General features: G+C 29.3%; 16 protein-coding genes. 6 read left to right on the top strand and 10 right to left on the bottom strand.

Translation table 11 applies throughout. The features are described from left to right. Positions 1–135: 135 nt before the first annotated feature. Entirely contained in the window at positions 136–252 is a 117-nt protein-coding gene (locus ON24_RS09515) for a symporter small accessory protein (RefSeq protein ID WP_016358909.1), read from the bottom strand. An 8-nt stretch (positions 253–260) separates the two neighbouring features. Then, positions 261–1,853: a sodium:solute symporter family protein gene (locus tag ON24_RS00385; protein WP_040681564.1), complete on the bottom strand. Its 1,593-nt coding sequence runs from the start codon at positions 1,851–1,853 to the stop codon at positions 261–263. A 472-nt stretch (positions 1,854–2,325) separates the two neighbouring features. On the opposite strand from ON24_RS00385, the gene ON24_RS00380 reads away from it, so the two are divergent. Together ON24_RS00380 and ON24_RS00375 are read left to right on the top strand one after the other, a co-directional pair. Beyond that, positions 2,326–3,624 carry a phenylacetate--CoA ligase family protein gene (locus tag ON24_RS00380; RefSeq protein ID WP_040681563.1) on the top strand — a complete coding sequence of 433 codons (1,299 nt, stop codon included), beginning with the start codon at positions 2,326–2,328 and terminating at the stop codon, positions 3,622–3,624. Between the two features lie 8 nt (positions 3,625–3,632). Next, positions 3,633–4,064: an ACT domain-containing protein gene (locus ON24_RS00375; protein WP_016358912.1), complete on the top strand. Its 432-nt coding sequence runs from the start codon at positions 3,633–3,635 to the stop codon at positions 4,062–4,064. 347 nt (positions 4,065–4,411) lie between these two features. Here ON24_RS00375 and ON24_RS00370 read toward each other — a convergent pair whose 3' ends face one another. The 4 genes from ON24_RS00370 to iorA all read right to left on the bottom strand — a co-directional run bounded on the left by ON24_RS00370 (position 4,412) and on the right by iorA (position 8,122). Beyond that, entirely contained in the window at positions 4,412–4,738 is a 327-nt protein-coding gene (locus ON24_RS00370) for a hypothetical protein (RefSeq protein WP_016358913.1), read from the bottom strand. A gap of 159 nt (positions 4,739–4,897) precedes the next feature. Continuing rightward, positions 4,898–5,179: a hypothetical protein gene (locus ON24_RS00365; RefSeq protein WP_040681562.1), complete on the bottom strand. Its 282-nt coding sequence runs from the start codon at positions 5,177–5,179 to the stop codon at positions 4,898–4,900. 429 nt (positions 5,180–5,608) lie between these two features. Next, on the bottom strand, positions 5,609–6,205 hold the full coding sequence (locus ON24_RS00360; protein WP_016358915.1) for an indolepyruvate oxidoreductase subunit beta: 597 nt from the start codon (positions 6,203–6,205) through the stop codon (positions 5,609–5,611). A 12-nt stretch (positions 6,206–6,217) separates the two neighbouring features. Then, positions 6,218–8,122, bottom strand: coding sequence for an indolepyruvate ferredoxin oxidoreductase subunit alpha (gene iorA / locus ON24_RS00355; RefSeq protein WP_040681561.1), 1,905 nt, complete (start codon positions 8,120–8,122; stop codon positions 6,218–6,220). A gap of 420 nt (positions 8,123–8,542) precedes the next feature. Between iorA and tfrB the strand changes: the two genes are divergently transcribed. The 4 genes from tfrB (at position 8,543) to glyS (ending at position 13,609) form a co-directional block, all read left to right on the top strand. Beyond that, complete coding sequence (gene tfrB / locus ON24_RS00350) at positions 8,543–10,036, top strand: fumarate reductase (CoM/CoB) subunit TfrB (protein ID WP_016358917.1); 1,494 nt, start codon at positions 8,543–8,545, stop codon at positions 10,034–10,036. A 21-nt stretch (positions 10,037–10,057) separates the two neighbouring features. Next, entirely contained in the window at positions 10,058–10,969 is a 912-nt protein-coding gene (locus tag ON24_RS00345; protein ID WP_040681560.1) for a TrmJ/YjtD family RNA methyltransferase, read from the top strand. Positions 10,970–11,200: 231 nt separating this feature from the next. Then, positions 11,201–11,785 (top strand): dCTP deaminase, encoded by a 585-nt coding sequence (gene dcd / locus ON24_RS00340; protein WP_040681559.1) that lies wholly within the window; start codon positions 11,201–11,203, stop codon positions 11,783–11,785. A 117-nt stretch (positions 11,786–11,902) separates the two neighbouring features. Continuing rightward, positions 11,903–13,609, top strand: a complete 1,707-nt coding sequence (glyS, locus tag ON24_RS00335) for a glycine--tRNA ligase (protein ID WP_040681558.1) — start codon at positions 11,903–11,905, stop codon at positions 13,607–13,609. Positions 13,610–13,902: 293 nt separating this feature from the next. Here glyS and ON24_RS08885 read toward each other — a convergent pair whose 3' ends face one another. From ON24_RS08885 to ON24_RS00320, 4 genes are all read right to left on the bottom strand, one after another. Then, complete coding sequence (locus tag ON24_RS08885) at positions 13,903–14,595, bottom strand: CPBP family intramembrane glutamic endopeptidase (protein WP_152411867.1); 693 nt, start codon at positions 14,593–14,595, stop codon at positions 13,903–13,905. Between the two features lie 208 nt (positions 14,596–14,803). Beyond that, positions 14,804–14,980, bottom strand: a complete 177-nt coding sequence (locus tag ON24_RS09300) for a hypothetical protein (RefSeq protein WP_160162408.1) — start codon at positions 14,978–14,980, stop codon at positions 14,804–14,806. A gap of 393 nt (positions 14,981–15,373) precedes the next feature. Next, positions 15,374–15,778, bottom strand: a complete 405-nt coding sequence (locus ON24_RS00325) for a PH domain-containing protein (protein WP_016358924.1) — start codon at positions 15,776–15,778, stop codon at positions 15,374–15,376. Positions 15,779–15,858: 80 nt separating this feature from the next. Further along, positions 15,859–16,080: a hypothetical protein gene (locus ON24_RS00320; RefSeq protein ID WP_040681557.1), complete on the bottom strand. Its 222-nt coding sequence runs from the start codon at positions 16,078–16,080 to the stop codon at positions 15,859–15,861. Between the last annotated feature and the right edge of the window lie 702 nt (positions 16,081–16,782).

Here is a 16,782-nt window from a genome sequence, read left to right as displayed (position 1 = left end):
TATAAAAAACAAGCAAAAATAAACCATAAAAAAAATAAAAAAAATTCAGGCCCCTAAATAAATTATATTAATTAAAAAAAGATCATGCTTTAATAAATATTTAAAAAAAAAATAAAAAAAATAGAGATAGTTCTCTTATTCTTCCCCTTTATTCCAATTTACAATCCCATATACAATACAAAGGATTGTAAAGAAGATTATAAGAACATAAACTCCCCAAATCATTGGGTCTTCAATTCCTAATACTGACATATTAACACCTAAGCTTTATCGAATCCTTTAAATGATTTATCAATTAATTCTTGATCTAATGGTTTTGTAATTAAACTTACAACAATTAAAAATATTGCAGACACTGGAACACCAAATAATAGAGGATCTACTACAGGCCATGGCATTGTTGTGATTAAAACAGGACTACCAGTTAAAAATTGACAAATACCTAAAGCGGCAGCTGTTTTCTTATACATAAATAATAAACAGAATAAACTAGTACAAAGACCTGAAACAACACCTGCTATAGCCCCTGCTTTTGTTGTGCCTTTCCAATAGATAGATGCAATATACAATGGTAAAAATGCAGCTGCACAAATACCCATAAATAAAGATGTACCTAGTGCAATAATACTTGAAGGCAAAATAAAGCTTAATATAAGGGACAATACTACCGCAATTAAAATACCTACCTTAGTAACATTTACCAAGTCGGTAGGTTTTTTATTTTTAATTGTACCTATAACATCACTTCCGAATGCTGTACCTTGAGTATGGTACAATGCAGACAAAGTACTCATTGAAGCTGCAAGTAATGTTAACAGGAACACATATACAAACCACTCCGGAAGTGCCATATTAATAAAAGTTGGAATAATCTTGTCAATGTTTCCACCTACAACCTCTACTGCAGTTTTACCTAATTTCTGATAGAAGTAAACATTGGAAAGTGAACCTACAACATATGCTGTAACAGGCATAACTGCAATAAATATACCACCAATTAAAACTGATCTATTTAATTCCCTATCAGATTTGACTGTCATGAAACGTACAATTAATTGTGGTTGAGCAATTGTACCAATACCTACTCCCATAATTAATGTAGATACAAGATACCACCAGAAAGGACTTCCAAATTTAGGAAATGCCGTCCATCCAAGTCCTCCTTGAGCAATAGCTTCTTTGGAATATAATGGTGCCATGTTAGTTAATGCCATATTTGCATTCTGGATTCCTCCAAGTTTCCAAAATACAAAGAACAATAGAAAGATCATACCACAGAACATTATTGTTCCTTGAAGGGCATCGGTATACATAACTCCTTTAATACCCCCATAAAATACATATGCTGCTATAATAATTGAAAATACAAATAATGCTATCTGGAAATTAATTCCCAAAGATGTTTCCATAAACCTTGCAGCCCCTATTAAAACAACAGAGGAATAAATAGGCATACCTAAAAATATGATCAAACCTGAGAAAATTTTAAGAAACTTACTATCAAATCTTCGTGCTAAAAAATCGGGAAATGTGACAGATTTTAGATTAGCCCCAATTCTACGGGTTCTTTTACCTAAGAATACAAATGCTATAAAAATTCCAACTACTAGATTTAATAAAGCTAGCCATAAAATACTCATTCCATATTGACCAGCTATACCTCCAAAACCTACAATTGCAGCTGTTGAGATAAAAGTCGCCCCATAACTTAAAGCCATTACATAAGGATGTGAATCTCTCCCTGCAATTAAGAAATCTTCAGAGGAATCTGTTCTTTTATATGCAATATAACCTACATATACAACCATAAATAAGTAGATTATAAAGACCAAACTCAATACTAAAAGATTCATAATTAACCTCTAACCTATTAAAATTGATTTATTAACCAATTTTCATAAAAAAAATACAATAAACTGAAAAATTATCTAAAAAACAGAATTTATAAAAAAAAATTCTTTATAAATCTCAGTAAAATTTAAAAAATTTATACAGATATAGATTATATTTTATTAGATATATAAATTATTATTCAAAGATTAAAACAATTCAAAATAAGCATGTAAACGGTTAAAATTTACTGTTAAAGATTAATAAAAATTGTATAATATACAATTTATATACTGAAGATTTGAAAAGTTTCACTAATTTTAAAACAAACCCTAAAAAAATAAAATAGAAACTATAAAAAATTGAAGATGCAATTAATTAAAAAATCATATTCATATAATAGAAACTAGTTATAAATATTATAGATTATATAAAAAATTATTATTAAAAGAATATTATTAATTTTATTAATATTACAAAATTAAAAGTGATATAATGATTTGGAATGAAGAAATGGAATGTATGGACCCGGAAGAAAGGAAAGAGTTACAACTTAAAAGACTAAAAGAGGCTGTTAAAAGAGCAGAAGAAGTTCCTTTCTATAAAGAGCAATATGACAAACTAGGATTATCTGCAGACAGTATTGAAACCTTAGAGGATATTGAGAAATTTCCATTTACAACAAAAGATGATTTGAGAAGTTGTTATCCTTTCAAACTTGTTGCAGCAGATCCTGAAGACATTGTAGAGATTCATGCTTCATCAGGTACAACTGGAACTGCAACCGTTACATGTTATACTGAAAACGACTTGGACATCTGGGGAGAAATCACTGCAAGGGCTATCGGAATGGCAGATGGTGAGAAAAAAGACAAAATTCAAAACTGTTATGGATACGGATTATTTACCGGTGGTTTTGGAATAGACCATGGAGGTAAGAAATTTGGTGCAACCGTTATTCCAATGTCTGCTGGAAATACAAAAAGACAATTGGAAATTATGAGGGATTTTAAAAGCGATATCATAACCTGTACCCCATCATATGCTATGTATCTTGGAGAGGCCCTTGAAGAGGAAGGTTACGGTCCAGAAGACATTAATCTTAAAACAGGTATCTTTGGTGCGGAAATGTGGACCGAGGAAATCAGAAAAAGAATTGAGGAAAAACTAGGTATTAAAGCTTTAAACATTTATGGTCTTACCGAGGTAATGGGACCAGGTGTATCCTCAGAATGTTTGGAACAAGCGGGAATGCACATCCAGGAGGATCACTTCTATCCGGAAATTATTGATCCAAAGACCCATAAAACATTAGGAGATGGAGAAAGAGGAGAACTCGTTTTAACAAGCCTTACTAAAACTGGAATGCCTATAATCAGATTCAGAACTAAAGATATTACCTCATTAAATCATGAAAAATGTAAATGTGGAAGGACAACTGTTAGAATGAACCGTATTACCGGAAGAACTGATGACATGCTCAAAATCAGAGGAGTAATGGTATTCCCATCACAAATTGAAAGAGCATTACTCAGAGTTAGTAAAACCAGCCCTAACTACCAAATACATGTTACAAGACCTGATGCTTTAGATGAGCTTGAAGTTAAAGTTGAGGTAACTCCAGAGATGTTTTCAGATGAAATGAAACAGGTTGATGAAAAACGTAAAGAAATCGCAAAAAGTATTAGTAAGGAAATAGGTCTTAGGGTAAATGTAAGCTTTGTTGAACCTGGAACAATTCCAAGAAGTGAAGGAAAAGCTGTTAGAGTAATTGATGAAAGGAACTTTGAATAGGTGATAAAATGACAGTAAAACAAATTTCAGTCTTTATTGAAAACAACGCAGGAAAATTAAAAAAAGCAATCAATACAATTTCAAGTGAGGGAATAAACATCAGAGCACTTTCAATTGCAGATGGTGCGGAATTCGGTATATTAAGATTAATCCTTACAGATAATGACAAGGCTAAAGATGTATTAACAAAAGGCGGATTCATTGTAAGGGAAACAGAAGTTATTGTAATTGGAATTCCCGATGAACCTAATGGATTAAACACTTTATTAGATGTTTTGGAAGGGGAAAATATTAATCTTGAATATGTTTATGCTTTTGCAAACAATAAAACGGATGATGCGGTAGTTGTAATTAAGGTTGAAAATTACGACAAAGCATTAAAAGTCCTAAGAAATCATGAAGCAAAACTTTATGATGAAGGGGATATCGAAAATTTATAAATATTGAATTATTCAATATTTCTTCTACTTTTTTTTTAATTTTAAAACTTAAATTGAATCATTTATATCTATTTATATCTAATAAAAAAAACTATTTTTTACATATTTTATATTAATTAAAATAATTACTTTAATTAAATAGTTAAAACCCCAAACTAATTTTAAAAACTCATTTTAAACCAAGTAAAACAAAATTCAATTAAAAAAATTACTATCAATAAAATAAGCAACTATAAATTAAAAAATAGATGAAAAAATCAATAGAGAAATAAATAATTTCTTATATAAAAATTTTAGAAAAAATAGCCCAGACTAGAAAAAAAATATATTTAGAGGAAATATAAGTTTCAGTCCTCTTCAGTAAGAACGACTTTTATATCTTCATCACTAAATATATATGAATCATCTACCTCTTTTAGATTTTTTAATTCTTCGATTAATTCACCAGATTCAAGTAAATGCATAAATCCATTAAAAAAGTTATTTAAATCTTCTTGTTCTTCCTCTTCACAAATAAATGTGGTATTTTCCCTTAAGTCAGCAGGATTATCTGACCAATCTGAACCTGTATAAAATTCTTGATTTTCTACTTCTCCATCATCATCATAATCAATAGCCATGATAATTTCACAATCAGTTCCACTAGCCTCATAAGTTAATTTAAATTCAGGCATATTGAATCACCTTATACTTTTAATGAAATAAATAAAAATTCAATCTAATAAAAATATCATATATTTATTATTTAAATTATTCTATTCTATTTTACCAATAGATAAATAGTTTTCAAATGTTTATAAAAGGATACGAATCATTAAAATAAAATAAATAGACTATAACTCTTTTAATAATGTTAAGAGATCTTCCCTGGTATAACCTAATTTAATAAACAGATTCTTAACAGATTCATTATCATTAATTTTAGTAATCTCGTTCCAAGCTTTAAAATCATTATTAATAATTCCATTAATTAATAATTGGATAGTAATTAAATCATCACTATCTATTCCAACTAAAACTTCCTTGTCACTAAACTTTCCATCTGGATCAACTAAATCAAATTGATTAGTACCTTCTCTTCTTTTAAGAATTGCATTATTAATTTTATATGACATTTTCAACACCATAATTAAAATCTTAAATTGAATTTTATTATTAATATTTTAAAACTATCTTATTTAAAAGTTTTACTCATTAAATTTAATAAACCTAAAAAAAAGGAATAAAACCGCTTATAAAAAATTTTAAAATAGAAATTTATAATCAAACTATAAAAATAAGTAGATAATGATAAAGATAGAAAAGTAAGATTGAAAATATTCAAAATAAATATCGGCATTTAAACAATAAAATAAAAAAAATATTAAAAAACCATCAAAATAAATATTACACATCCAAATATTAAATTAAAAAAATACTGTAAAAACAGTTAAAACATATATTATTCATTTAAACAATAAAATAAAAAAATATTGGAAAAGTAGTAAATAAATATATTCTTATCCCAATATCTTATTAATTATAATCCAATTTTAGAATAATATTTAATGTTTAACAGCATCATAACCTAAATCAAAAGCTTTTAAATTCATTTTATGGAATTTTTCCTTAAGGTTATGCTTCATTGAATCAACAATAGCATCTTTTGAAATAGGGAAGGACTCTACAGCAACAGCTGAACCTAAAAGTACCATGTTTAAGGACAACATACTTCCTGCCTCTTTTGCAAAATCATTACCCTCAACAGGATAAACATGATTAAAGTTTTCCTTAAGACTATTTACAATGGAGCTTATACTAGGATAAGGTTGACCTGAACTTGAAAGTTGAGCCGGAATTACAGGAAATGTGTTGAATACCAAATAAGTTTCTTTGTTTGCCTTGTGTAATCCCCTTAAAACCTCGGAAGGTTCAAATCCAAGAATCATGTCAGCAGTATGGTTTTCCAATATGGAACTTTTAAAATTACCTATTTTCAACTCGGTAGAAACAGATCCCCCTCTTTGAGACATTCCATGAATTTCACTCATTACAACATTTAAACCTTCATTCATTGCAGCTTCACCAATAATGGTAGAGGTCTTAATAATCCCTTGACCTCCAACACCACAAACATAAATTGAATAATTATCTTGACTCATATTAATCCCTCTTTAATCGTTAATTGTTTCAAATGCATCATATTTACATACTTGAACACACATTGAACAACCATTACACATAGATGTATCAACTACAATCTTACCGTCTACCTTGCTAATTGCAGGACATGCTAACTCTTTAACACATGCATCACAGTTGTTACATTTATCATAATTTACCTTAACAGGATCCTTTTTAGGATATCCCTTAATTAAAGTACATGGAGATTTTGCAATAATTACAGAAACGCCATCATTGTTTAAAGCTTTCTGATAAGTTTCAACTGTTTGTTTAAGATTTAATGGATTAATAACTCTTACAAAACTTGCACCTGCAGCTTTTGCTAATTCACGAATAGAAATTTCAGGAGCATGATTTCCCATACCATCAACAGGTATACCTGGATTTGGTTGACCTCCAGTCATTGCAGTAATACGATTATCCAAAACGGTTACAATAAAATTCTGTCCATTGTGAACACCGTTAATTAAAGGTGATACACCACTATGGAAAAATGTTGAATCTCCAATAAAACTAATTACAGTTTGATTAGTTGCCATGGAAAATCCACAACCGTCACCGATACTTGAACTCATGGATAAAAGATAATCTGCAACATTGTAAGGAGGGTTGATTCCTAAAGTATAACAACCTATATCTGATGCAAAAATAACCTCGTCTTCAGGTATTTTCTCCTCTTCTAAAGCTTTTTTAACACCATAGTATGTTGCCCTATGAGAACAACCAGGACATAAAGTTGGAGCCCTAATAAATAGATTTTCCTTAAGGTTTTTAAGTGAACTTGTTTTCTCAAAACACCTGTTTTCTGTTTCGTATCCTAAAACTTTTGAAAATCCTTCCCTTACTATATCACAGTTAAATTCCTCAACCATAGGAAATGTTTTATCAAATTTACCGTGAACCGGAATATTTAATCCATGGGTTCCGATTGTAATTAAAACCTCTCTTTCTGTAATCGGATCTACCTCTTCAATTACAAATACCATATCCAAATCCTTAATAAAGTCATAGATCAAATCATGAGGACATGGATAGGACAAGCCTAATTTTAAGAATTTAACATCCAAATCATCCTCAACTGCAACGTCATATCCATAGTCAAAAGCACTACCAGATGTTATTACTCCTATTTTAGCATCTTCAGATAATTCAATAATAGGATTAAATTCAGATTTGCAGACGTTTTCCTCCAATTTTTCAATTTTTTTAGTTAATCTTTCATGCATTCCCGCCGCATTTGCCGGTACCGGAACATAAGCTGAGGGATTCTTTTTAAAATGACCTTTATTCCAATGTGTTGATTCGTTCTTAAGACCGTTATGTTCCTTAATGTCACCAAATTCAACAATTCCCCTCATATGAGATACACGAGTAGTTGTTCTTAATATTACCGGAAGTTCTAACTTTTCAGATAATTCAAATCCATAAACCATCATATCCTTGACTTCTTGAGGATTGGATGGTTCAAGAACAGGAATATTTGCAAGACGAGCATAATTTCTTGTATCCTGTTCATTCTGTGATGAGAATACAGAAGGATCGTCTGCAACCAATATAACCATTCCACCTTTAACACCGGAATAACCAGTTGTGACAAAGGAATCTGATGCTACGTTTAAACCTACATGTTTCATAAATGTAAATGATCTGAGACCACTTACTGCAGAAGTAGCTGCAACTTCCATAGCTACCTTCTCATTAGTAGAAAATTCGAAATATATACCTGAATCTTTTGCAACAACAGATAAAATATTTCCAATTTCTGATGAAGGGGTTCCAGGATAAGTAGCTGCAACAGATAAACCTGCCTCAATAGCACCCCTTACTGCAGCTTCATTACCTAGTAAAAAATGCTTTTCTCCTTTTTTACCATTAACTAATTGATCATAACCCATAATCATACCTCTTTTCTTAAAAGTAATAAATTTAATAAATTAAGATTAATATTATAACTTTAATTAATTTTTACAAAGAAAAATTATGTATTTTAATAAAAAAAGATAGTTTTATGTTTTAATATAAAAATAACCCATAATATCAATTTTTAGAAAAATATTTAAAAATGATATAATACTATTATATATCTATTAATCGATTTATTTAAAATATTTATCTAAAAAATACATGATAACAAAAAAGTAGATTTTAATAAATTTAAAAAGAATTTGAAAATATACTTAAAAAAAGTTTATCAATAGATAATAAAACCTATTGGTTTATATCAAATAATAATCATTATATTAAAAAAACAATAATATAATAATAATTACTATTTTACTTATCATTTTATAAAAAAATTTTAAAGGATGAAAAGGATGATTACAATTAAAGTATTAAGGTTTGATCCAGAAAAAGATGAAAAACCTTACTATAAAGAGTATGAAATCGAAAAAACCGAACAAATGAAGGTTTTAGATGCATTGACTGCTATTAACGATAAATATAACGAGAATATTAGTTTTAGAAGCTCATGTAGAGCCGGCCAATGTGGTTCCTGTAGTTTAAAGATTAATGGTTCTGGAGCACTTGCTTGTAAAAGTGAAATAAACGATGGAGACATTATTGAACCTTTAGACTTACCTATCATTAAAGATTTAATCGTTAACAGAGAAATATATGAGGATAAAGCTGCTTCAATGGATTTGGAACTTAATATTCCAGAATCAAACAGATTAAATCTTGATTTAAAACCTGAAGAACTCGAGGATACTAAAAAAGTTAGAACATGCATTGAGTGTTATTCCTGTCTTTCTAGCTGTCCTGTTGTAAAAGATTTTGGAGATGAATATGCAGGACCTTACTTTATGAGATATTTATCCAAATTCGAGTTTGATCCAAGAAACGACAATGAGCGTTTAAATCAGATAATAGAAGAGGGGGTTTATGACTGTACCAGTTGTAGAAAGTGTGAGGAGGTCTGTCCCAAGAATATCAAAATCTACGGAAAAGCAATTGAAAAATTACGTTCAATAATAACCAATAATGATCTTGGACCATTAGACGCTCATAAAAATATAAACAGGATGGTAAGGGAAACAAACAGATCTGTAAGCTATCCTAAGGAAGGATTGAGTTTTATCGAAGAGGTCAATAAAGACAAAGATCCATCAAAGAAAAGTAAATATGCATTATTTACCGGATGTATGGTGGATTATAGACTTCAAAAAGTAGGTCATGCACTTCTTGATGTCTTAAAAGCGAATGATATTGACATTGATGTACCTGAAGGCCAGGTATGTTGTGGTTCCCCACTTATAAGAACAGGACAGACAGATCTTATCCAAAATTTAGTTGACACCAATAAAGAGGTATTTAAGGATTATGACACTGTTGTTACAATCTGTGCAGGATGTGGAGCAACACTTAAAAATGACCATCCAGAATATGGCTCCAATTTAAATGTTCAGGACATTAGTGAATTCCTGGTGGATAAATTAGACGTATCCAAAATGAAAGAGCTTGACAAAACAGTGACCTGGCATGACCCATGCCATCTTGCAAGAGGACAGAACATACGGGAAGAACCTCGTAGAATATTAAATATGATTCCAGGCCTTAAATTTAATGAAATGGACAATCCTGCAAAATGCTGTGGTGCTGGTGGTGGAGTGAAATCTGCAAAACCGGAAATAGCTATGACCCTTGCAAAGGACAGGGTTAACGAGATTAAAGAAACTGATGCTGAGGCAGTAATAAGTATCTGTCCATTCTGTCAGAGGAATATTCAGGACGCATTGGATGAGGAAGGACTTGAAAATATACATGTAATCAATTTAATTGAATTGTTACAGGAAGCTTATGCAGAATAAGACAATAGTTAAAGCTGGAAGGTGTTTAAAATAGGAGATACTGCTACCGAAGAAGAGGTCATTGTAGAAAATACCTCTGTAATTAAAAGTACTGAAGAGAGTAAAACCGATTCTGAGGACAAATCTAGTGAGGAATCAAAGACAAAAAGTACTGGAGTATCTACAAAAAGAGGGATGGTTTTAAATAAAAACCATTTCTCAGATGCTGCTTTAGTTATAAGAGATAATTTTTATGTTGTTTTTGTAGAATGTGAGACCTCCGGAAATGTGGGATTTTTAGCAAGGACCATGGCAAATTTTGGACTTAAAAATCTTGTATTGATCAATCCCTGTAAACTTAAAGATGATGCATATTACCAGTCCATGCATGCAAGAAACATTGTGGAAAGTGCCGAGATTTATGATACCCTAGACCATTTTCTTGAATCCAAGGGCATTGACTTTATAATAGGCACTACAGGTTCACCTGGGGGCAGTTACAATCTTTCAAGAATACCTATAATGCCGGAGGAACTTGCTGAAAAGATCAATCCCAATAATAAAATCGCAATTCTATTCGGAAGGGAAGGTGACGGCCTAACAAACAATGAGATTGATAAATGTGATATTGTCGTATCCATCCCAACGGATCCGTCATATCCTGTAATGAATATCACCCATGCAGCTGCAATAATCTTCTATGAAATTTTTAAACATAAGAATACCTTTAATAAGGAAGGTTTAGATGAAAGTACCCATGTTGAAAAGGAGCACCTTCTTGAAAACATGAGGGAATTAGTTGATTGTTTAAGTATTCCGGAACACAAGAAAAAAACAGGTTACAAAACATTTAAAAATATTGTAAATCGTGCTTTTATAACTGGTAGGGAGGCTCATACCTTAATGGGCATATTAAGACATGCAAAACTAGACATATTATATAAAAAAGAATAAGAACTCTTATTCATTTTACTATTTTTTAAAGTAAATTTTTTATTAAATTTTTAAATCAATTTAAATTCCCATACTAATCCAACTACTTTTAAAATAAAAATTCCCAAGCCTTAAAAAAAATCACTATGAGATATTTAAAATTGTTATATTAATATAATATAAAATAAATATTATTAATGTATAAAAAATATACTAAATTTTATAAAATAAATTTTGTTTAGAGGACTATTTATGGCTATATTAAGTGATAAAGACCTTAAAAAGTGTATAGATGATGGAAAAATAGTTATTGACCCATTAACTGATGAAAAACAAATACAACCATCCTCAATTGATATGAGAATTGGTGATGAGTTTAAAGTTTTTAGAGTTATTCGCAAACCCTTTATTGATCCTAAAGATGATGATGACATTGCGTCATATATGGAATCATTAACTGTTGAAGATGGAGAGGCATTTATAATACACCCAAATGAATTTGCACTTGCGACTACATACGAATATGTAAAGGTTCCAGACGACTTAGTTGCACGTGTTGAGGGACGTTCCTCAATGGGAAGACTCGGGGTTACCATGCATGTAACTGCCGGATATATCGACCCTGGATTTGAGGGAAAGATCACTTTAGAAATATCAAACATTGGTGCTATGCCAGTTGCGTTATATCCTGGTCAAAGGGTATGTCAACTTGTTTTTGAAACTATGACCACACCTGCCGATAAACCATATGGCCACCCAGATAGAAATAGTAAGTATATGGGTCAAAAAAGTCCTGAAAGTAGTCGTATTAAAGATGACTATGAATTAAATAAATAAAATTTATTATTTTTTATTAAAAATATTTTCCAATTAAACCGGAAGAATATTTTAAACCAACAATTATTTTATAAAGCTTAATTTTTAAAAATATTAAATTATTATTGGAGATAATCTATGAATCATGATAAGATGTCAAATATTAGTGCAAAAAGAGGTTTCTTATGGCCTTCTTTTGAAATTTACTCAGGAGTTTCCGGATTTACTGATTACGGACCTCTTGGTGCAACACTTAAAAACAACATTATGCAGAAATGGAGAAGACAATATGTTGTAGGTGAGGGATTTACAGAAATTGAGGGACCTACCGTAATGCCGAAAGAAGTTTTAAAGGCTTCAGGACATGTTGATAACTTTACAGATCCAATGTGTAAATGTGAAGACTGCGGAGAGGTTTACAGAGCAGACCATATTATTGAAGAAAACATTGGCATAGATGTGGAAAGCCTACCTAATGAGGAACTAGATAAAATCGTAGAGGAAAACAATATTCGCTGCAGTGAATGTGGTGGTAAGCTTTCAAAAATCTGGGATTACAACCTGATGTTTAAGACCCAGATTGGTGCAAAAGGAAATAAAGTTGGATATATGAGACCTGAAACTGCACAAGGCATTTTCATTTTATTCAAAAGATTATCCAGATATTTTGGAGGAAAATTACCGTTTGGAGTAGTTCAACTTGGTAAATCATACAGAAATGAGATTTCCCCAAGACAGGGAGTAATAAGACTTAGGGAATTCACCCAGGCAGAGGCAGAGATCTTCCTAAATCCAGAGGATAAAACACATCCCAAATTTAATCAGATTAAGGACATTGAATTTAGATTATCCTCTCAGGATGTGCAATTGAATAATAAGGACGAAATTATCGTAACAGCACAGGAAGCATTAAATGAAGGCATAATTTCAAGCGAAATGCTTATCTATCAGTTATATCTTGCAAGAAAATTCCTAGAAGAAATCGGCATACCTGAGGATGCGTTGAGATTTAGACAACATTTACCTGGAGAAATGGCTCACTATGCACTTGATTGTTGGGATGTGGAATGTAAAACCGACAAATATGGATGGGTCGAAATCATTGGAATAGCAGATAGGGGAGATTATGATTTATCCTCACATACCAAAGAAAGTAATGAGGAATTGAATGTCTATATCCCATATGATAAACCTAAACATGTTAAAAAAACCATTATTAAACCGAATATGGCTAAATTTGGACCTTCATTTAAACAGGATAGTCCTAAAGTAAAAACCTATCTTGAAAACCTTAATGATGATGAGATTAATGAAGTTAAAAAAGCTTTAGAGGATGACGGTAAATATATAGTTAAATTGGATAAAGATCTAGAACTTCTTCCGGAACATGTTGAATTTAAAGAAATCGAGGAAGAGGTCAAAGGTGAGAAGATTACACCCCATGTAATTGAGCCTTCATTTGGAATTGACCGTATATTATACTGTACATTATTACATTCATTTACCGAAAGTGAAAACAAAGACTACTTCAAATTCCAAAAAGAAATAGCTCCAATTCAAATAAGCGTATTCCCACTTTTAAACAAAAACGAATTACCTAAAATTGGAACCGAAATCACTGAGACCTTAAGAAATGAAGGATTCAATGTAGACTACAGTACAGCAGGATCCATTGGAAAAAGGTATGCAAAGGCAGATGAAATAGGAGTACCTATTGCAATAACTATTGATTTCGATTCAATAGAGGATAAAGCCGTAACCGTAAGATATAGGGATAGTGAAAAACAAGATAGAATTCCTATTTCCAATTTAAATGAATTTATTCAAAACTATTTCAATGAATAAATCATTTACCTTTTATTTTTTTTAAAAAGCAGCTATTTTTAATATATTTTTAAAATAAAAATATAAATCTAATTTTAACCATTAAATACCTACCCAATAATAATCTCTATTTTTAACATATTCTTAAAATTAAAACCTCAACCATATATCTAAAAAACCAATTAATCTGATTTAAAACAAGATTAAAAATTTAATATTAGGTATACATTAAATAAAAAAAGCAATGAAAATTTAAAAATGAAAAAAAAGAAGGGATATTTGACATTAAAATATTTAATAGATATCTGTTTTAATTAGATACCTAAAAACTCTAATGCAAATATCCCATAATCAATTAGAATATGTACAATATATGCAACAAATAAATTTTTAGTTCTTAAGTAGGAATAAGCTAAGAATATTGAACCGAAACCTACACCAATTAAAGCATAAAATACATTACCATATGTAGTAATATGCAAAAAACCGAAGACCAATAAACTAATGATAGTTGCAATAATTACACTTAAATTACGTTTATCTGAACCTTTGTAACATAGATATAAAGATGCAATAAATGGAATAAATCTTAGTACCTCTTCCCAAACCAATTGGGGAAATACCCATAGAAAATCCCAGATAGTATAATTTAGCCAAGAATTATCTGCTCCAACAAGACCCAGATAACTAAGCAAGAAGGACAATAATATTCCAAGGAGGAGATCTCCCGCTACACAAAATATAATTACCCAAATATCATTAATTTCAGGTTTTTTAAATATTTCCCTCCAATGACCTTTAAATGCATATAGGGGAACTATAATACTACTGAAAAATAGAATTAGTGTAGATGATTCTTCCCCACCAAACAATGAAAAGGAACATAATACTATTATTATAGATTCAATTACAAGTAGTGCCCATTTAGTATTAGATAATCTCGGATTATCCTTAAAGAAGGGAAATTCAGTATTTTCCCTTTCCCATCCAATATCTTTTATCTTCAATAAAAACATAAATCACCATTAAAAATCATGAATTAAATATTAACAACTAATTTTAAGAAAATAACAGATTTCAAAATAGATTAGAAAATTATGATAAACTTATAAAAAAAATATCCCAAAAATAGATCTTGATTATTTGAAACTTAAATTAAATTAATAATTAATATTTAATTTATGAATTATTTTACACTGTAATTTATTTTTTACATTATATAAAAATATATGTATAGACAAAATAGTATTGTGATACTATGGGGGCAAATGTATTTGTTACAGGCTTAATATTAATTTTACTTATTTCATGGATAATAACTTCAATTGTTGATGATAGAAGTGGCTTGACATGCTGTAGCGGAATATTTTTAATACTGATTCTAGGAGCCATTTCAACATCACCTTAAGGATTATTTTAATTATAATCAATAATGTTTAAATCTGGTAAATTAATCAATGAATTAAAATTATTAGATTTCCATTCTATAGACCATATGGAAATACTAATTTTTACCCAGTAGATGACTTTTAAAAATTATATAATAAATTATATCAAAAATTGTAATTTAGATAGACATCGTACCTATCGTAACTTCAGATTTTAAAAAAATATTTTAAGTTTATACATAATTTCCATATAAAAAAAAAGCAACATAAGATTAAATTGATTATTTAAATAACAATATTAATAATCATTAAAAAGAGAATTAATGAAAATCAGAAAAATAAATAAATAAACTTAAAATTAGACCTTAAAAATTAAAAAAAAATATAAGAAGATTATCTAAAAAAGATAGTTTTCTTTAACTAACCTAACAATTTCTTTTGCTTCCCCTGCTTGATCAGATGGTACTTTAAATGATAAAGGAGCACTATATGCTGCACCTTCAGCGGTAACAGTAGTGTTACCATCCACACCTATTTTAATATCCACATCAAAATCAAGGGTACCTGCGGTTTCAAAAGATATTGTCTTAATTGTTTTTTTAGGGAAGAATTTAACTTCAACCTTTTTACCACTTAATCCTTGAACATCAACATCATATATCCCATAATTTGTAAGAACGATTTGATCCCTTAAAAACTGAAATGACTGAATAATTTCCTCATCATCAAAGAAAAACTCGGACACATAATCTGCATCCATATCAACACTAGCATGTCCTGCTAACTTATCAAATAAAGCCATAATTACACCTATAAATTAATTTTAAAAAAAAATGAAATTGTTTTAAAATAAATAGTCCTATAACTATCTAAAAAAATGATTTATAAATCACCAATAAATCCAGCATATGCATCCGCTGCAAAGACTAGTCCAATAAGTCCAGCAACATAAGTACCGACAGCACCTAATGCATAAGCAAGAATAATATCAACGATAACTACTGCAATAAATACAAACAACCAATTTTTTCCTCTGCCTAATAAATATTGTCCTATCCCAGGTAAAAATAGGGATATGATAGCTGCAACAATTTTGTTTTCCATAATAATACCTCTAACTGTTAATAATTGAATCCATAATTTTTTAAAAATTTTGAAACTTTCAATTTTTTTTCAAATCAATACACAACATATGGAAAAACTATTTTAATCAAAATGAATTAAAGGAATAATTTAAAATCAAATCATCATAACCAATAAATCAATTTAATTAAAAAAATGTTTAAACACATATTGTAATATATTTATACATTTTTATTAAAGTATACAATATAATTAAACTTTATAATATAAATAAGTTATCATTTTAACTATACAAAAATCAGAAACAAATTATATTATCAAATATACATATTTCATAAAAACAATTAAAAAATTATATAAATTACATTTATTTTTATTTAAATAAAATGTACAAAGTAAAAAAAGAAGAAATATTAAAATTTTTTTAATTAAGTAAAAATATACAGTTTTTAATGTTTTAAATATTAATTAAAAATTTTTTAATAAAATATAATTTTATTGAAAAATATATAAACATCATCTTTGTTTAAAAAATTCTAAAATTTCTAACTATAATCCATTAAAAATAAGATTTAATTATCAATTCATATAGGCACCATTATGGCATTATACTAAAAGTAAATACAAGAATCCAGATTATAATTTAATTAAAAATAAAAAGAAATAAAAAAGAAAACAAATAGCTTCTATAATTACTTAAAGTAAAGACTATAAACTTAGAAA

The sequence above is a fragment of the Methanobrevibacter boviskoreani JH1 genome (assembly GCF_000320505.1).
Taxonomy (GTDB): domain Archaea; phylum Methanobacteriota; class Methanobacteria; order Methanobacteriales; family Methanobacteriaceae; genus Methanarmilla; species Methanarmilla boviskoreani.
Note: the sequence above shows the minus strand (reverse complement) of the source record. Positions and strands in the feature narration are given on the sequence as shown.